This is a genomic window from Bradyrhizobium sp. USDA 10063 (genome assembly GCF_054063735.1).
Genome location: NZ_JBSSGP010000002.1, coordinates 305,907 through 323,268 on the forward strand (window position 1 = coordinate 305,907; position 17,362 = coordinate 323,268).

Here is a 17,362-nt window from a genome sequence, read left to right on the forward strand (position 1 = left end):
AAGGCCGGTTTGCCAGCGATCCTTCGCTGTCGTCGCTGCAACGCTGGTCTCCCGGTCCGCCATTTCACCTCCGCAATGTCTGGCGTTTCCTATGATGCCGACCGCAAAATCCGCTCCGGCGATTCCAGCCGGCATTGCGCCGCGATCACGCTGGCATCGCCAAGTTGCTCGCAGCCGTCGATGAGCTGCTCGAGTCGCTGCGCGCGGTCGTCGCCGATGACGCGCGTTGCCGCAGTTCGAAAACGTGCGCGAATGTCTGTGGGCGTTGCCGGAACGACGTCGGCCAAGCCGTGTCTGATCGTCCTTCCGTCACGCAGGAATACAGTCACTTCCGCGCCTTGCTTGCCGGGGAAGGAGGCGGTGAAGCCGGGATCACTCTGCAGGCTGGTTGCTGCCACGAGGCGGAGGATTTCGGGATCGCCCAGCCCTGCGTAGTTCTCGTCCTCGATCTCACCCCGCGCAAGCGTTGCTGCGACGCTGAACGGGATGCTCATCTTCGCTTGCAGCGCGTTGCGGTAGGGCCCCTTCGAGTCGCATCTTGGATAGCGAACTGCAGCGTCGGGAGCGCGAATCACGATGCGATCAACGTCATCCACGCCGGCGAGTTCGTGCGAGGCGCGGAGCGCAGCCTGTGCTGCGGTTTGGGCGAAATTGCAGGCCGGCGCCGGCTTGTTGTAGACGGCCATGATCTCGCACTCGCCGCGTGCGAAGAGTTCTATGCTGACGGGCGCTGTCTCGCGCCGGTAGGCGGCAAACAGGCCGGCTTCGCCTTCGAGGATCGTCTCCGAGCCGCAGGCGCCGGCTGCGGCGAGGCCTATTGCCTTGATCGCATTGCACGCGGCGAAGCCGGGATGAAAATACATGTCCGAAGCGCCAGTGTGCGGCCACTCGTTGAGGCCGCTTGAGGTGTTGGCGGCGATTGCCATGGCGCTGGTCGCGGCGTCTTCGGACAATCCGAGCACGAAGCTTCCGGCCAGCGCTGCACCAAGCGGCGCAACCAATCCCGTCGGGCGGTACAGGCGCGCGAGGTCGGACGTAAAGAGCGCGCGACCAAGCCGCGCGCCGGTCTCGTAGCCGATGATGGCCCCGGCGAGCAGGGTGGCGCCACGCAACGGGGCCTGCTCCGATAGCGCGAGCAGGGTTGGCCAGATCACGACGCCATGATGCGATATGCTGGCGGCATGCATGTCTTCGCGCACCAGGCCGTGCCCCATCACAGCGTTGGCGAAGGCGGCGTCGGCCGGCGAGGCAAGCCGCGAGGTACCGATGATGGTTGCGCCGTCGCTCGTGGCCTGCGTGATCGTAACGGCCTGACGGCTCCAGGGGTGAGTGCCTGCTTCGAAGGCGCAGGAGAGGAAATCGAGCAGGCAGATCTTTGCCTTCGCGATCACTTCAGGGCCGAAGTCCCCGAGATTGACGGCAAGCGCGGATCGCGCGATCCGCCGCGCGAGCGATGCCTTGCCGGATCCGGTCGGGCCGATCGTCATCGCGATCGCTGCTCCCTGAAGGGTTGTGATCAGCCGCGCATCTGCACTCCGGCCCATTCCTCGACCACCTTGGCGATCGAGGTGAAATCGGATGCGGCGCCATATTTGGCGTTGGTGATCGCAAGCATTTGCCGCACCACGGCGCCGCACACCATGGGCACGCCCATGGCTTCGGCCTCATCGATGCACAGCCGGACATCCTTGTAGGAGAGGCCGGTGGTGAAGCCGAAATCGAACGTGCCAGGCAGAACTGAACGCGGGAATTTGTCTTCGGACGCGCTGTTCCGACCGCTGCTGGCGTTGATGATATCGATCAGGACCTTGGCGTTGACGCCGCCCTTGACGCCCATCGCCACCGCTTCGGATGTGATCACGAGAGCCGCCGCTGCCATCAGATTGTTGGCGAGCTTGGCCGTCTGCGCCACGCCAGGCCTGTCGCCGGTGTAGAACAGCTTGCCGAAATTCTTCAGGATCGGCTGGACGGTCTCATAGGTCGCCTGCGGGCACGACACCATCACTGCCAGCGTGCCGTTGACGGCGCCCTTGATGCCGCCACTCACGGGCGCATCGACCAGTGTCATGCCTTTTGCTCTCAGGCCCTCTGCCACGAGCTTGGCTGCGCCCGGGCCAGTGGTCGACAGATCGATCACGATTTGAGCGCGGTTCCCGCTGCTGATCCCATCCGGACCGAGCGCGACCGTCTTCACAATGTCGGGTGTGGGCAGGCTCGCCAGCACGATATCCGCACGAGAGGCGACATCTGCAGGCGATTTGGCAAGATGCGCTCCGCGCTTGATGAGCGGCTCCGTCGCCTCGCTCTGTGTGTCATAGACGACCAGCGAATAGCCGGCGTCCATCAATCGCCCTGCCATGGGGCCGCCCATGCGGCCCGTGCCAATGACGCCGAGCGTCTCTCCGGCCATCGTTCACTCCCATATCGCGCGTTTCCAGAACGAACGCGCTCTTGTTGTTATCGTCGCTTGTCGTCGGTCGAGGCAGCGGTTCCTGCTCCCGCGGCCTCACTGTTCGGATTGTCAGTCAATCTGTCAAGCAGAACATTTGTGGTCGACAGTTGGCCGCGGGTCGGCTTAAGGTTTGGGGAAAGACGAGGAATGCGCTCAGGTGACACAAGACAAGGTTTCAAGCGTCAGCCGGACGCTCGGCGAATTTGTCGCCGCCACGTCATGGGCGGATGTCGCGAGGCAAGGTCATGAAGCCAAGCGGTCAATTCTCAATTTCTTCGCGACCGCGCTGGGGTCGGCTCACGATCCGGCGGTGACAACCGCGTTGCGGACATTGTCGCCGTTCAGCGGCTCTCCAACCTCGACAATCATCGGCCGTTCTGAGCGGCTCGATGCGCTGGGCGCGTCGTTCGTCAACGCCATCTCCGCCAATCTGCTCGACTTCGACGATACCCACCCCGAAACGATCATTCATCCGGCTGCGCCGGTCGCCGCTCCGGTGCTGGCACTTGCGCAAGCGCGCGGGCTGTCGGGACGCGATGTGCTGACGGCTTTCATCCTCGGTGTCGATGTCGAGTGCCGCATCGGCAATGCGGTCTCGCCGCGCCATTATGCGCGTGGCTGGCATATCACCTCGACCTGCGGGATATTCGGCGCGGCTGCCGCTTGTGCAAAGCTGCTCGGACTGCCGGTGGACGGCATTGCGAATGCGATCGGGATTGCCGCGAGCCAATCGGCCGGCAATGTCGAGAATCTGCCGACCGCCGCCAAGAATGTGAGCGTTGGTAACGCGGCGCGGAACGGGCTTTTTGCCGCGCTGCTTGCTCAGCAGGGCTATGAGGCCGCACCCCGCGCCATCGAAGGGTCGCTGGGCTGGGCGCGCACCATGGGCGACGAACCTGATCTCGACCGTCTGCTCGGCGGCCTCGGCAACGCCTGGGAGATCGAAAAAAATACCTACAAGCCCTATCCAGCCGGCATCGTATTCCATGCCGTTATCGACGCTTGCTTCCGGCTTCGCGATCGGATCGGCAAGCGAACCGATCAAATCGATTCTGTGACAGTGCAGGGCTCCGCATTATTGCTGGCGCGCGGCAATCGGCCAGTGCGCAACGAACGCGATGCGCGCGTGAGTATCCATCATTGCGTGGCATGTGGCCTGCTGATCGGCGCGGCCGGTACTGCCGAATTTGCACGTGAGACGGTGTTCCGACCAGACGTCGTGCAACTACGGCAGAAGGTAATGGCCGAGCTTGACGAGGCGATGCCTGATGGCGCGGCGCGGGTGAGTGTGCGCCTGGCGACGGGCGAAGTCTTCACTGAGACCGTCATGTTCCCACGGGGCAGTCTGGCTCATCCGCTCCGCGATAGCGACATCGAAGCCAAGCTGCGCGAGTGCGTGCGGACCGGCGCAAGCGATTGGGACGCGGACGGTCTCATCGAGGCGGTCTGGCAAATCGATGCGCTCGATGATGTCTCCGACTTGATGCAACGCTCACCAAACCTGAAAGGACGATCATGAGCAAAAGCGAGTTGTTCGAAAAGGGCCTCAAAGTCCGCAAGGAAGTACTCGGGGAGGACTACGTCAACAAATCGATCGCAGGCGCCGACGAATTCACCCGGACGATGGCGGAATGGTCGACCGAGTTCTGCTGGGGCGCGCTGTGGACACGGCCAGGACTTGATCGGCGCACCCGCTCGATCGTTAACCTGGCGATGCTCGGCGCACTCAATCGGCCGCACGAACTGAGACTTCACGTCAAGGGCGCCCTGAAGAATGGACTTACCAAAGACGAGATCAAGGAGATATTGCTGCAGGTCGCAGTGTATTGCGGCGTGCCTGCTGGCATAGACGCATTCCGCAATGCACGTGATGCCTTCAATGAAATTGAGACGAAGTGACCTGCAGGAGGCTCGTCGGCGCCCCGTTCCTGAAATCGACCTTTTGGGACGCTAAACCACGGCCGATTGGTTGCTCGAAATCGAGATCAGAAAAGCTGCTGAAAGTCGGGGCGCTGGGGCTCTTCCCCAGTGCCGCTCGGACCTGTTCCGCCGCCACGCTGCTTGGTGTCCGACGGATACTCGCCAAACAGTTCGCGATAGTATTGCGCGAACCGGCCAACGTTCAGGAAGCCGAATTGCAGCGCGAGATCTGCGATCGTTTCGTTCGGGAGAATACCCGAGCGGAGAGCCTTATGAACGGCACAAAGGCGCCGGTAGCGTAGAAACGCGATAGGGCCAATTCCCAGTGCCTCATGGAAGGCTCGATGCAACGTTCTTCGCGATACGCGCAGTTGGTCGCAAATCTGCGATATGTGAATCGGCCTTGCGCCCTGGGTCTCGAGGTATTCTTCGACCCGTCGGATCAGTTTGAGCGAAGACGGCGTCGGTCCATCGCGCACGGAGGGGACCCCGTCGATGACACTCGCGGTCATCGCCTCGATGATGGCACGCTTCCAGAACTCCGACGCTTCTTCCGTCAAGGATGAACTGCTCTGGCCGAGCCGGTCGATCAGGAGGTGCATCTGTGGGATGACGAACTCAGTGGTGTCGGCGGTACCTGCGAAGAGATGACCGCACCAGGCCGAGGCATCAAGCTGTTGCGCTTCCGTGCCGAAGCTCGCCTCGATATCTGCGACCGTGGGCGAGATGGCGAAGACTGAAGCGCCGCCATAATATCGGTTTTCCTGCTCGCCGCCCGGAGCTGTCACCATGACGTCACCTGGATGCGACTCGTAGGATCCGCGAGTCACACGGTTGGTGGCTCCAGTCAGCATGCAGACCGTCATTCGGTCTCTTTTCGATCCCCCTCGGGACCGCATGCCGACATTGAATGTGCCGACGTCAATCGGAAGACCATTGATCGATGCGTGCGTGAGGCCCCCACGAACTTTCCCGGATTCGATCTGCACGATCTCCCTTTGACTCCCGGCGATCACATCGCTGAGCTCCTCGAAACTTTCGACCCTGCGCGTCTGTAACTTGGCAAACTGTCCCATCGAGGCTGTCCGGTCTCAACCCAAAGACGAATCGTCCGAGAGGCGACAAGGCAGCGTCGCCGGACTTATCGCTCGAATTGTGACGCCATCTTTGATGTCTCGAAAGCAATTCCGGGCGGAGCAAGCGTCAATGCGCCGCGGCGCAGATCAAATATTATCTCAAATTCTTGAATAATCAGCCGCGTGCCGGCATCGAATCGGACACCGATTTCCGGATCGCCGGTAATATTTGGCACAAACTGGACATCACAGTCGAACGAAATTCATTTATCCTTTGAAACTCAACGAGAAATAGAACGGTCGCGCCCTGATTTTTTGGAGCGCAGCCGGGCCAGTACTGCGCTGGAGGGAACACAAGGGCAGGAGAGCTGACGTTTCGCTGCGGCTCGACTGTCAGTCTTATCGTTGAAAGGGCAATACAATGCGAACGTCTCACTCTGCTCTCGATCGGAAAAGCCGCAACGGAGGGAAGGTTTTCGCACTTTGCGTCACTCTCGCGGTGTCGTCCGCAGCGCCCAACTCGGCTTTGGCGCTTAATGCCGGCGCAGCCGTCGTCCTAGGTGCCCAGACCACGACAAGCAACACCGATATTGTTAATGTACGTGCGGTCGCACGGCGCGGCGGCGTAGCGGTCGGGCCACGGGGCAATGCCGCTGCCTACCGCAGTCGAACAGTCGTGCGTGGGCCGGTGGCACGGCCTGGCTATGCCGGGGGCGGTGTCCGGTGGGCACGACCGGGCTGGTACCGCTGGCCAGTCGGCGGAGCCATTGCTGCGGGTGCTGCGGTCGGCTTTGTAACGGCGGCCGCTGCAACCGCATATGCCGGCGCGGCGCCCGCCCCGGGTATGTGCTGGTACTACACCGACCCGTCTCGAACGCAAGGCTTCTGGGACTACTGCCCGCAATAGAGCGCATGCTTGTGCAGGAGCGGCGTCATGGTGCAGTCGGTCGCTGACACAAGCGAACGGCAGCCGGATAATGTCCGGGCTGGAGATATGGTCTGGATACCCGGCGGCACGTTCCGCATGGGTTCGGATCATCACTACCCTGAGGAGGCTCCATCACACCGTGCGACGGTCGATGGTTTCTGGATTGATCGAGCGCCGGTCACCAACCGCCAGTTTCGGGAGTTTGTTCGCGCTACCGCTCACGTGACGGTGGCGGAAGTCCCACCGGATCCCGCCGACTACCCGGGCGCCCTGCCGCACATGCTCTATGCGGGGTCGCTCGTTTTCGTGCCGCCGCAGCGCGTGCGCAATCTGCACGATTTCAGCCAATGGTGGACTTTCATGAAAGGCGCCGACTGGCGTCACCCGCGCGGCCCCAAGAGCAACATCAATGTGCTCGGAAACCATCCTGTCGTGCACGTCGCCTATGCCGACGCGCTGGCTTACGCGAGATGGGCGGGCAAGGATCTGCCGACCGAGGCGGAGTGGGAATTCGCCGCCCGTGGCGGTCTCGACGGCGAGGAATATGCTTGGGGCAGCTCGCTCACGCCAGACGGCGTGCACATGGCGAACACGTGGCAAGGCGACTTTCCAATTCACAATCTCAACGAAGATGGCTTCGATCGGACCTCGCCGGTGAACGCGTTCCCGCCGAACGGTTACGGCGTCTGCGACATGATCGGCAATGTCTGGGAATGGACCTCGGACTGGTGGTCCGCGAAGCACGAGGCGGACGCCGCCAAACCATGTTGCATTCCGCAGAACCCGCGCGGGGGTCCGGAAGCCGCGAGCTACGATGCCAACCAGCCGCAAATCCGCATTCCTCGCAAGGTCTTGAAAGGCGGCTCGCATCTTTGCGCGCCGAACTATTGCCGCCGCTATCGCCCCGCCGCGCGTCACGCCGAGCCCGTCGACACGTCGACGAGCCATGTTGGATTCAGATGCGTGGTCCGGCCGCCCGGTGTTCAGCCAGCGCAAGCGCCTTCAAAACAGGGAGCGTGGAATGAGTGACGAAGCTGAGTACGAAAACAACGCCACGGTCAATCGGTCGAGCGGTAGCGGCGCCAAATTGCTTCGCACCGTCTTCGCTGCAGCACTGGCTGCGACCAGCCTGTCACTATTCACCCGATCGCCCGCGCTCGCGCAAGCGCCGAGTGCGGCAAGGCCGAATATCCTCGTGATCTTTGGCGACGATGTCGGCCAATCCAATATCAGCGCGTATACGGACGGCTTGGTGGGTTACAGGACGCCCAACATCGATCGGATCGCCAAGGAAGGCATGCGATTTACCGACTACTATGCGGAGAACAGTTGCACGGCCGGCCGCTCGACGTTCATCACGGGTCAGGTCTGTCTGCGGACCGGGCTTTGCAAGGTCGGCATTCCCGGCGCGACGGTCGGCCTGCAGGATCGCGACGTGACGATCGCCCAGGCGCTCAAACCGCTCGGCTATGCCACCGGCCAGTTCGGCAAGAACCATCTCGGCGATCGCGATGAATATCTGCCGACCAAGCACGGCTTCGACGAATTCTTCGGCAATCTCTATCACCTCAATGCGGAGGAGGAACCGGAGCGGCCGTACTATCCGAAGAACGACACGGCGTTCGTCAAGTCAAACACTCCACGCGGCGTTCTGAAGGCCTCCGCCGATGGCAAGATCGAAGATACCGGCCCGCTCAACCGGAAGCGGATGGAGACGGTGGACGATGAGACGACCGCCGCTGCAATCGATTTCATGCAGCGGCAGGTGAGGGCCAACAGGCCGTTCTTCACCTGGATGAATACGACCAGGATGCATGTGTTCACCCACGTTCGTCAGTCCATGCAGGGTCAGAGCGGCATGCCGGGCAACGAATATGCCGATGGCATGATTGAGCACGATGGCGACGTCGGCAAGCTGCTGAAGGCGGTCGATGATCTCGGCATCGCCAACAACACGATCGTCGTCTACACCACTGACAACGGTCCGAACCAATGGTCGTGGCCGGATGCGGCGACAACTCCCTTCCGCAGTGAAAAGGACACCAACTGGGAGGGCGCATTCCGCGTGCCCGCGATGATCCGATGGCCCGGCCGCATCAAGGCAGGCGAAGTCTCCAACGAGGTGATCTCCGGGCTCGATTGGTTTCCGACGCTGCTCGCAGCGGCCGGCGACACCGATATCAAGGAGCGGCTGCTCAAGGGCGCTGATCTCAGCGGCAAGTCGTACAAGGTCCATCTCGACGGCTACAACCAGTTGCCATACCTGACCGGCCAGGCCCCGAAATCCACGCGCAGCGAATTCTACTATTTCAACGACGACGGCGAAGTGGTCGCCTATCGCTACGGTGATTGGAAAATCGTGTTCTGCGAGCAGCGCCAGCCGGGCGGATTCGTGGTCTGGGCCAACCCGTTCACCTGCCTGCGCGCGCCCAAAGTTTTCAACCTGAGGATGGACCCGTTTGAGCGCGCCGACGTTGTATCGGACCAGTATTATGACTGGCTGGCCAAGAACGCCTATCTCATTCAGTACGGCGTTTACCGGGTGGCTCCGTTCCTTCAGACCTTCAAGGAGTATCCGCCGAGCCAGCGTTCCGCGAGTTTCAGCATCGATCAGATGGTCGATGCGCTCATGAGGAACTTGGACAAGACGGGCACGAAGTAGCTCCCATACGAACTTCTGCCGTCGCAGGGTACAAGCGTTCCGGTCGCCGATCCGGGCGACCGGAATATTCTCGATCAGCGAGAAAAAGAATGTCTGATCTCCATGCAAGCAGGGCGTCAGATGTAGCGGCGTCAGAAAAACCCAAGATCTCGGCTGCGCGCGCCGCTGTGCTCGATCTCAAAACACGCATCGGAGAGTCTGTTCTCGGCCAGGATCATCTGGTCGAAAGCATGCTGATCGGCTTGCTTGCCAACGGCAATCTCCTGATCGAGAGCTTGCCCGGCCTTGCCAAGACGCGCGCGGTGAAGACGCTCGCCAGGAACCTCGCGGCGGATCTGTCGCGCGTGCAGTTCACGCCGGATCTGCTGCCGTCGGATGTGACCGGCGCCGAAATCTATCTGCAGACCGAGAAAGGCGGCCAGTTCCAGTTCCAGAAAGGACCGATCTTCGCCAACCTCGTGCTTGCCGACGAGGTCAATCGTGCGCCGGCCAAGGTGCAGTCGGCGCTGCTCGAGGCGATGGAGGAGCGCCAGGTCACGGTCGCCGGCAAGACTTACAAAATGCCTGAGCTGTTCATGGTGCTGGCGACCGAAAATCCGATCGAGCAGGAGGGCACCTACCCGCTGCCCGAAGCGCAGCTCGATCGTTTCCTGATGCACGTCGTCATCACCTATCCGGACGAGGCGACGGAAGGCGAGATCATCAAGCTCAACCGTGCTGAGAATGCGCAGAAGCCGAAAGACCATGCCGCCGAACCACCGCCGGTGCCGCAGCAGGCGATCCTCGATGCGCGCGGTGAGATCGACGAGATATTCGTCTCCGATCTCGCACAGCAATACATGGTCGACGTGATCTATGCGACCCGCTTTCCCGACCGTTACGGCGAACCTCTGAGCAAATGGATCCAGATCGGGGCGAGCCCGCGCGGCAGCCTCGCGCTCGACCGGTGCGCACGGGTACGCGCCTGGCTGGATGGGGACGAGTTCGTCACGCCCGATCACATCCGCGCCGTGATGCATGACTGCCTGCGTCATCGGCTGATCCTGAGTTACGAGGCCATCTCGAGCGGCGTGACTACCGATCAGGTGATCGACAAGATTGCGACACTGGTTAGCGCAGCGTGAGGGAACCGTGGTCGAGCCCGCAACCAGGATGTCCGGTGTCTACGTCGATCTCGAGGATTTGCTCGCGCTCGAATATCGGGGCCGCAAAGTGTCGTTTCTGCCGCGCCAGCCGCTCCACAGCCTGCTGTCGGGTCGCTTTGCCTCGCGCATGCGCGGCCGCGGCCTGAATTTCGAGGAGATCAGGCACTATCGCAGCGGCGACGATGTTCGCTCGATCGACTGGAAGGTGACGGCACGGCTGCAGCAGCCGCACGTGCGCGTCTTCAACGAGGAGCGCGACCGGCAGGCCCTGCTGGTCGTCGATCAGCGGCTGTCGATGTTCTTCGGCAGCCGGCGCGCGCTGAAATCGGTCACCGCGGCGGAAGCGGCGGCGATCGCCGCATGGCGCGTGCTCGGCGTCGGTGACCGCGTCGGCGCCGTCGTATTCAACGATCGCGATCTCGTCGAGGTGCGCGCCCGCCGCAGCCGTGCGACCGTTCTGCAGATTCTCACGGGCATCGTGGCGCAGAACCAGGCGCTTGGCGTCGGCCGCGGCATCGCTGCTGCACCGGCGATGCTCAACACCGCCCTGGAGAGCGCGCAGCGTCGTTCGCCGCACGACGCCGCCGTCATCATCATAAGCGATTTTGACGGCGCCAATAAAGCGACGCGCAGCATGGTCGGCGCGATGGCCAGGCACAATGACGTCGTCGCGCTGCTTGTTCATGATCCCCTGCAAAGCGACCTGCCACCTTCGGCCAGGATGACTGTCACCGACGGCGAGCTGCAGATCCAGCTCGAGGTCGGGCGGGAGAGTGTGCGGAAGAGCATCCAGCAGGCGTCACAGGAGAGACTGAAGACTGTCTTCGCGTGGACCCGCGAACTCGGCATTCCCGTGCTTCCGCTCAGCGCCGCCGAGCAGACCGCTCCGCAGCTCCGCCGCCTGCTCGGCGCTCTGCCGACCCGTCGCGGCCATAGCGGCGGTCACATCCAGACGGAGGCTGCCCTTGGCTGAGGCGCAATCCGTGCAGGCCGATCCCTTGGCGGGACTGATTGACATCCCGTTGCCGCCGCCGGTCAGCCTGCTGCCTCAGACCTGGGAGTTGCGAATATCGCTTGCGGCGCTGCTTGCGCTCGCGATCATCGTGGTCTGGCACCTCATGCACCGTCATCGTGCCAACAGATATCGGCGCGAGGCGCTGGCCGAGTTGGATCATATCTGCGAGGCGTCCAACCCGGCCCAGCACCAGACGGTCGACAGACTGTCGGTGCTGGTCAGGCGGACGGCGCTAGACGCCTTTCCGCGCGAGAGTGTCGCGCCGCTTGTCGGTCCGGCCTGGCTTGCCTTTCTCGACCGCAGTTATGGGGGGCATGAATTCTCGGACGGCGTAGGCCATTGGTTGGCGAACGCACCTTATCAACGAATGTCCCCGGAACGCGGCGAACTCGAGCCGTTGGCCGATCTCATCCGCCGCTGGATCAAGGTGCACCATGTTTGAGTTCGCCTGGCCCTGGATGCTTGTGTTGCTGCCGCTGCCGCTCTTGGCATGGTGGCTACTGCCACCCTATCGCGCGCGACAGGCGTCGGTGCAGATTCCGTTCTTCGATCGGTTCGCGGCGGCGACCGGGCAGACACCGCAGCACGGCGCAGTCGTCCTGCAGCGTCGTGCGATCCAGATGACGGCCGCCGTCCTGATCTGGATCCTCCTCGTTGCGGCGTTGGCGCGGCCGCAATGGGTCGGCGATCCCGTGACGCGCGAGGTTTCCGCGCGCGATGTGATTCTGGCGATCGACATCTCCGGCTCGATGGACCAGAAGGATTTCCGCACCTCGGACGGCGCCACGCTGACGCGGCTCGACGGCGTCAAACGCGTCATCAAGGAGTTCATCGCGCGCCGGCAGGGCGACCGCGTGGCATTGATCCTGTTCGGCACCAAGGCCTACGTGCAGGTGCCGTTCACGCAGGATCTCGCGACCGCGCAACAGCTCCTTGAGCAAACGCAGGTCGGCATGGCGGGCCAGCAGACCGCCATCGGCGATACCATCGGCCTTGCCATCAAGACGCTGCAGAACAGCACTGCGAGTCAGAAATTGCTGATCCTGCTCACCGACGGCAACGATACGGCAAGCCGGGTGCCGCCCGAACATGCCGCCGACATCGCGCGTCAGAACGATGTGGTCGTCTACACGGTCGGCGTCGGCGATCCCGCCGCATCGGGCGAGAACCGCGTCGACCTCGGCACGCTGCAATCGGTCGCGACGACCACCGGGGGCCGGTTCTTCCGCGCCGAGAACGGCGCGCAGCTTGAGGCGATTTATGCCGACATCGACAGGCTTGCGCCGGCCAAGCTGGACACCTTGTCATGGCGGCCGAAGCTGCCGCTGTTCCAATGGCCGCTTGGTGCGGCCGTCATCCTGTCCGTGCTCCTGTGGCTCGGCTTGCTGCTGGAGGGCGAATGGAAACGGAGAGGGGCGCTCAGCCATGCCTGACGCAGCCGCCATCCCGTTCCACCTGTTGCGACCGCTGTGGCTGATTGCGCTGATTCCGGTCGCCGCAGTCTTTGCGCTGGTGCTCTGGCGGCAGAGCCCGCGAGCGCAATGGGGCGGCGTGATTGCGCCGCATCTCCTGCAACACCTCATCGTGCAGCCGGGCAGCGGGCGCGGCGTCAATCCGCTCTATCTGGTCGCGGCCGGCATGGTGCTTGGCATCGTCGCACTGTCCGGGCCGACATGGCGTCGCGAGGTGCCGCCCTTTGTCGAGGACAAGGCGCCGCTGATGATCGCGCTCGCGCTCGGCTCATCCATGGGTCAGACCGATATCGCGCCGTCGCGGCTCGAGCGTGCCAAGCAGAAGATCAGAGATCTGCTGGAGGAGCGCGCCGGCGCGCGAACCGGGTTGATCGCCTATGCGGGATCAGCACATCTCGTGATGCCGCTGACGAACGACCGTTCCGTGATCGAGCCGTTCCTCGCTGCGCTATCCCCGGGACTGATGCCCGCCGATGGGCAGAACGTGGCCGGCGCGATTTCGCTCGCCAGCCGGTCGCTCACCGCCGAGACCGTTCCCGGTACGGTACTGATCGTGGCCGACGGTCTCGCTGGCGCGACCGCTGCCTCGCTCCACCAGTCCGCCGGACGCAACGGCCTGGTGATGCTGAGCGTGGGGCCAAAGGGCGCATCCGCCCTTGGTTCGGATGTCGTGCAAGTGAGCATCGATGGCTCCGACATCCGCGCGCTCGAACGCCGGATCGAAAACCGTTACCAGGCCGCGCAAGGCGACACGTTCGGCATGCAGTGGCGGGACGAGGGGTATTGGCTGCTGCTGCCAGTGGCGCTACTCGGCCTGCTGTGGTTCCGGCGCGGCACGACGGTGGCCTGGGTTGTCGCGCTTTTCCTCGTGCAGGCATGGCCCGTGCAGGCGCAGGATTCGTTCCGATTTATGGACCTGTGGCTCACGCCGGACCAGCAGGGGCGGCTCGCCTTCGACCGCGGCGATTATCGTGCCGCAGCCGGGCTTTTCGCCGACCCGATGTGGCGGGGCATCGCCGCCTACCGGGCCTATGACTTCCTCACTGCTGCGCAGGAATTCACGCGCGTCGAGACCGTGGAAGGACGGTTCGCGCTCGGCAATGCACAGGCGCAGAACCACGCCTATGAGAAGGCCATCAAGGCGTATGATGAGGTGCTGAAGGTTGCGCCCGGCCATTTCGCGGCGAAGACCAACCGCGCGATCGTGATGGCCGCACTGAAGGCGCGGGAAGAAAAGCGCCGCAAGCAGGAGCAGGACGACAGCGCGCCGCCGGACCTGAAGGCCGACGAGACCAAGGTCGATCCCGACCAGAAGGGCGGCAAGAAAATCCAGGTCACGCCTGACGACCTGACGACTGCCGGCGCGGCGGAAGCCTGGATGCGCGAGGTCCAGACGTCGCCTGCGGACTTCCTCAAACTGAAATTTGCCATCCAGGACGCGACGGCGCCGGCCAAGCCTGGGGGGCAGCAATGAGATGTATGCTCACGATCGCAGTCTTGACACTCACCGCGACGGCGCCGTGTGCCGGATGGGCACAGCAGGCTGATGGCCCCGAGCCGATCGTGCAGGTGACCCTCGATCCGCCACGCGTCGTGGTCGGGCAACGAACGACCCTGCAGATCGACGTGCTCGCGCCGAACTACATGACAGCACCGCCCGAGCTTCCGGCATTCCAGGTTCGGAACGCGGTGACCCGTCAATTACAGAGTATCAATCGCAGCGAGCAGCGGGACGGGACGACCTACGCCGGCGTGCGGTTCGAGTTCGCGATCTATCCACAGGAGCCGGGCTCCTACGCCACCGCGGACCAGACGCTGACGGTCAGATACGCCGCCGAGCCGCCGGCGACGCGCGAGGTGACCGTGGCATTGCCGCGCATCGCCTTCGATGCATTCATCCCGGATGCGGCTTCTGATCTCAACCCGTTTATTGCTGCGACCAAACTGACCATCGAGCAGGCGGTCCAGCGCTCCTCGGATCAGCTCAAGGCCGGCGACGCCGTCACGCGAACCGTGACGATCAAGGCCGAGGGGACACCGGCGATGCTGCTGCCGCCGGTGACATCAGCCGCTATCGAGGGCCTTGCGCTCTATCCGGCGCAACCGTCGTTACAGGACAAAACCGACTCGCGAACTGACTTGCTTTCATCGACGCGGACCGATTCCGCCACCTACATGCTGGAACAACCCGGCGACTACCTCCTGCCGGCAATCGATATCCGCTGGTGGAACGCGGACGAGGGGAGAGTCGAATTCGCGCATCTCGATGCTGTCCCGCTGCAGGTCGTGGCCAACCCGGCCGCGGAGAGCGCGGCGGTCGCTGGCGAAGCCGGCGCACGCTGGAACTGGGGCCGGCTTCTCGATCTCGTCGCCGATCATTGGGCGCTCGCGGTGCTGGCGCTCGCCGCGCTCGCGGGGCTCGGGTGGATCGCGCCGCGCGCAGCGCAGGCGGTAGCGGCGCGCTACCGGCATTGCCGCGAGGCCTATCTCCGATCCGAATCCTTCGCCTTCAGCCGGCTGCGCCGCGCGGCGCGCCGGGGTGACGCGAAGGCAGCGTATTTCACATTGCTCGACTGGCTGCAGCGCTTCGAGCCGGTCGCGCCGCTCCATACCGTGGAGTCGCTGAAGTCGGCGGCGCGGGATCCTGCGCTCGATCGTCAGATTGGCGCGATCGAGCAGAAACTGTTCGCGCCATGCCGTGACGCGGACGCCTGGTCGCCGCATCAATGGCTGCGCCTCCTCAGCGCGACGCGGCGCCGCTTGCGGCGGCGGGCAGCGCACTCAGCAAGGATCCGTTTCCCCCAACAACTCAACCCGGTCGAAGACCGCGCGGCATCGGCGCATCGCCGGCGCATGCCCGCGAGATGAAAGGAGGAGTGCACGAAGGCGAACTCGGTGAAGATGGAATGTCCGGATTGCGATCACAAGCAACCTTTCACAGGTAAGGAGCGTCAAATGAGCAGTCGGAAGAATGAAGGTCACACGATCGCCGGATCAAACAGCGGCGGACACGGGACGATCAATCGCCGCGATATATTGCTTGGCTCGTCATCGCTGGTCGCAGCGGCAACGCTGAGCTCACAGGCGCTCGCGCAAACCCAGAAGGCCGCACCTTCGCCGGCCCCGGCGCAAGCAGCCGCTTCAGGTCGCAAGCCGAACATCCTCGTCATCTTCGGCGATGACATCGGCATTCCGCAGATCAGCGCCTACACGATGGGAATGATGGGTTATCGCACGCCCAACATCGACCGTATCGCCCGGGAGGGCGCGATCTTCACTGATGCATATGGTCAGCAGAGCTGTACCGCGGGCCGTGCCTCCTTCATTCTCGGCCAGGAACCGTTCCGGACCGGCCTTCTCACCATCGGCATGCCAGGCGATCCGCACGGCATCCAGGACTGGATGCCGACGATTGCCGATGCTCTGAAGACCCAAGGCTATGCCACCGGCCAGTTTGGCAAGAACCATCTTGGCGACCGCGACGAGCATCTGCCGACCAAGCACGGCTTCGATGAATTCTTCGGCAATCTCTACCATCTCAATGCCGAAGAAGAGCCGGAGGGCTACTTCTATCCGAAGGACCCTGCGTTCAGAAAGCAGTATGGGCCTCGCGGCGTCATTAAGTCGTCAGCGGACGGGAAGATCGAAGACACCGGTCCGCTGACGACTTCGCGCATGCCGACGGTGGACGAGGAATTTCTTGGCGCCGCCAAGGATTTCATCGGTCGTCAGGTCAGGGCGGACCGGCCATTCTTCGTCTGGTTCAACTCGACGCGAATGCACGTCTTCACCCACCTGAAGCCATCGTCGCTCGGAAAGACCGGCAAGGGCATCCATGCCGACGGCATGGTCGAGCACGATGGAATGGTCGGCGAACTGCTCCGGCAACTCGACGACCTTGGCGTCGCCGACAACACCATCGTTCTCTACACCACGGATAATGGCGCTGAACTCGCACTTTGGCCGGATGGCGCCATGACGCCATTTCACGGCGAAAAAGGCACGACGTGGGAAGGTGGCTTCCGTATTCCAATGATGGTGCGATGGCCGGGTGTCGTGAAGCCGGGGACGCAATACAATGAAGTCATCTCGCTGATCGACTGGTTTCCGACGCTGTGTGCGGCGGCCGGGATTCCGGACATCAAGGAAAAGATGAGAGCCGGATTTGCCGGCGCTGGCGGCAAGAGCTTCAGGGTTCATCTCGACGGCTACAATTTCATGCCGTTCTTCAAAGGAGAAGCAAAGGAGCCGCCGCGCGATGCGATCTACTATTTCGATCAGGGCGGCAATCTCAACGCGATCCGGTGGAACGACTGGAAGCTGAGCTTTGCCACAGCCTCGAAGGGAAATATCGCGACCGCGACCCGCGAGGTGCCCTCCTGGTCGCTGATCGCCAATCTACGCATGGACCCATACGAGCGCGGTATGGAGGAAGGCGGAGGAGCGATTCAGTTCCTTGCTCAGAACATGTGGTTGATCGTGCCCGTGCAAGGAAAGATCAAGGAGTTCTTCTCCGATTTCGACAAGTTCCCCTATCAGGAAGGCAGTTCGCTGAATGCGAGCGGCATCAACTACGGATTGCTCAGGCAACAGGCGGCCTTGAAGCGCCTCAACGAGCTTGAGCGGTTGAAGCCACAGTGACGAGGAGGGCGGCGGATCGCTCCGGCGGTCCGTCGCCACAGCGAAGATTTT

At 63.0% G+C, this 17,362-nt stretch carries 15 protein-coding genes; 11 read left to right on the forward strand and 4 right to left on the reverse strand.

What is annotated here, in order from left to right; genetic code table 11:
* Positions 1-89 precede the first annotated feature (89 nt).
* Both ACVJGD_RS03330 and ACVJGD_RS03335 read right to left on the reverse strand, forming a co-directional pair.
* Positions 90-1,544, reverse strand: coding sequence for an MmgE/PrpD family protein (locus tag ACVJGD_RS03330; protein WP_456633022.1), 1,455 nt, complete (start codon positions 1,542-1,544; stop codon positions 90-92).
* Entirely contained in the window at positions 1,517-2,410 is an 894-nt protein-coding gene (locus tag ACVJGD_RS03335) for an NAD(P)-dependent oxidoreductase (protein ID WP_456633023.1), read from the reverse strand. Before ACVJGD_RS03335 ends, ACVJGD_RS03330 begins: the two co-directional genes overlap by 28 nt.
* A gap of 199 nt (positions 2,411-2,609) precedes the next feature.
* On the opposite strand from ACVJGD_RS03335, the gene ACVJGD_RS03340 reads away from it, so the two are divergent.
* The gene (locus tag ACVJGD_RS03340; RefSeq protein ID WP_456633024.1) at positions 2,610-3,971 is read left to right on the forward strand and encodes an MmgE/PrpD family protein; all 1,362 of its coding nucleotides are present in this window, start codon (positions 2,610-2,612) and stop codon (positions 3,969-3,971) included.
* Complete coding sequence (locus ACVJGD_RS03345; RefSeq protein ID WP_456633025.1) at positions 3,968-4,351, forward strand: carboxymuconolactone decarboxylase family protein; 384 nt, start codon at positions 3,968-3,970, stop codon at positions 4,349-4,351. Before ACVJGD_RS03340 ends, ACVJGD_RS03345 begins: the two co-directional genes overlap by 4 nt.
* An 86-nt stretch (positions 4,352-4,437) precedes the next feature.
* Here ACVJGD_RS03345 and ACVJGD_RS03350 read toward each other — a convergent pair whose 3' ends face one another.
* Positions 4,438-5,448 (reverse strand): helix-turn-helix domain-containing protein, encoded by a 1,011-nt coding sequence (locus ACVJGD_RS03350; RefSeq protein ID WP_456633026.1) that lies wholly within the window; start codon positions 5,446-5,448, stop codon positions 4,438-4,440.
* Positions 5,449-5,513: 65 nt separating this feature from the next.
* Positions 5,514-5,684 carry a hypothetical protein gene (locus ACVJGD_RS03355; RefSeq protein ID WP_456633027.1) on the reverse strand — a complete coding sequence of 57 codons (171 nt, stop codon included), beginning with the start codon at positions 5,682-5,684 and terminating at the stop codon, positions 5,514-5,516.
* Between the two features lie 698 nt (positions 5,685-6,382).
* Between ACVJGD_RS03355 and ACVJGD_RS03360 the strand changes: the two genes are divergently transcribed.
* The 9 genes from ACVJGD_RS03360 to ACVJGD_RS03400 all read left to right on the forward strand — a co-directional run bounded on the left by ACVJGD_RS03360 (position 6,383) and on the right by ACVJGD_RS03400 (position 17,311).
* The gene (locus tag ACVJGD_RS03360) at positions 6,383-7,405 is read left to right on the forward strand and encodes a formylglycine-generating enzyme family protein (protein WP_456633028.1); all 1,023 of its coding nucleotides are present in this window, start codon (positions 6,383-6,385) and stop codon (positions 7,403-7,405) included.
* Positions 7,398-9,038 (forward strand): arylsulfatase, encoded by a 1,641-nt coding sequence (locus ACVJGD_RS03365; protein ID WP_456633029.1) that lies wholly within the window; start codon positions 7,398-7,400, stop codon positions 9,036-9,038. Before ACVJGD_RS03360 ends, ACVJGD_RS03365 begins: the two co-directional genes overlap by 8 nt.
* A gap of 89 nt (positions 9,039-9,127) precedes the next feature.
* Positions 9,128-10,162, forward strand: a complete 1,035-nt coding sequence (locus ACVJGD_RS03370; RefSeq protein ID WP_456633030.1) for an AAA family ATPase — start codon at positions 9,128-9,130, stop codon at positions 10,160-10,162.
* Between the two features lie 7 nt (positions 10,163-10,169).
* Complete coding sequence (locus tag ACVJGD_RS03375; protein ID WP_456633031.1) at positions 10,170-11,156, forward strand: DUF58 domain-containing protein; 987 nt, start codon at positions 10,170-10,172, stop codon at positions 11,154-11,156.
* 10 nt (positions 11,157-11,166) lie between these two features.
* A complete protein-coding gene (locus tag ACVJGD_RS03380) occupies positions 11,167-11,640 on the forward strand; it encodes a DUF4381 domain-containing protein (protein ID WP_456633032.1) in 474 nt (157 codons plus the stop codon).
* Positions 11,633-12,631 carry a VWA domain-containing protein gene (locus ACVJGD_RS03385; RefSeq protein WP_456633033.1) on the forward strand — a complete coding sequence of 333 codons (999 nt, stop codon included), beginning with the start codon at positions 11,633-11,635 and terminating at the stop codon, positions 12,629-12,631. The genes ACVJGD_RS03380 and ACVJGD_RS03385 overlap by 8 nt, the downstream gene beginning before the upstream one ends.
* Positions 12,624-14,144 carry a VWA domain-containing protein gene (locus tag ACVJGD_RS03390; protein ID WP_456633034.1) on the forward strand — a complete coding sequence of 507 codons (1,521 nt, stop codon included), beginning with the start codon at positions 12,624-12,626 and terminating at the stop codon, positions 14,142-14,144. Before ACVJGD_RS03385 ends, ACVJGD_RS03390 begins: the two co-directional genes overlap by 8 nt.
* 5 nt (positions 14,145-14,149) lie before the next feature.
* On the forward strand, positions 14,150-15,538 hold the full coding sequence (locus ACVJGD_RS03395) for a BatD family protein (RefSeq protein WP_456633035.1): 1,389 nt from the start codon (positions 14,150-14,152) through the stop codon (positions 15,536-15,538).
* 87 nt (positions 15,539-15,625) lie between these two features.
* Positions 15,626-17,311: an arylsulfatase gene (locus tag ACVJGD_RS03400; RefSeq protein WP_456633036.1), complete on the forward strand. Its 1,686-nt coding sequence runs from the start codon at positions 15,626-15,628 to the stop codon at positions 17,309-17,311.
* Positions 17,312-17,362: the final 51 nt, after the last annotated feature.

What these genes read in the sequence shown, in the direction of transcription:
- ACVJGD_RS03360 (WP_456633028.1), top strand. Translation starts at nt 6,383, where the DNA reads ATGGTGCAGTCGGTCGCTGACACAAGCGAACGGCAGCCGGATAATGTC.
- ACVJGD_RS03400 (WP_456633036.1), top strand. Translation starts at nt 15,626, where the DNA reads ATGAGCAGTCGGAAGAATGAAGGTCACACGATCGCCGGATCAAACAGC.
- ACVJGD_RS03350 (WP_456633026.1), bottom strand. Translation starts at nt 5,448, where the DNA reads ATGGGACAGTTTGCCAAGTTACAGACGCGCAGGGTCGAAAGTTTCGAG.
- ACVJGD_RS03390 (WP_456633034.1), top strand. Translation starts at nt 12,624, where the DNA reads ATGCCTGACGCAGCCGCCATCCCGTTCCACCTGTTGCGACCGCTGTGG.
- ACVJGD_RS03345 (WP_456633025.1), top strand. Translation starts at nt 3,968, where the DNA reads ATGAGCAAAAGCGAGTTGTTCGAAAAGGGCCTCAAAGTCCGCAAGGAA.
- ACVJGD_RS03365 (WP_456633029.1), top strand. Translation starts at nt 7,398, where the DNA reads ATGAGTGACGAAGCTGAGTACGAAAACAACGCCACGGTCAATCGGTCG.
- ACVJGD_RS03395 (WP_456633035.1), top strand. Translation starts at nt 14,150, where the DNA reads ATGCTCACGATCGCAGTCTTGACACTCACCGCGACGGCGCCGTGTGCC.
- ACVJGD_RS03330 (WP_456633022.1), bottom strand. Translation starts at nt 1,544, where the DNA reads ATGGGCCGGAGTGCAGATGCGCGGCTGATCACAACCCTTCAGGGAGCA.
- ACVJGD_RS03335 (WP_456633023.1), bottom strand. Translation starts at nt 2,410, where the DNA reads ATGGCCGGAGAGACGCTCGGCGTCATTGGCACGGGCCGCATGGGCGGC.
- ACVJGD_RS03385 (WP_456633033.1), top strand. Translation starts at nt 11,633, where the DNA reads ATGTTTGAGTTCGCCTGGCCCTGGATGCTTGTGTTGCTGCCGCTGCCG.
- ACVJGD_RS03370 (WP_456633030.1), top strand. Translation starts at nt 9,128, where the DNA reads ATGTCTGATCTCCATGCAAGCAGGGCGTCAGATGTAGCGGCGTCAGAA.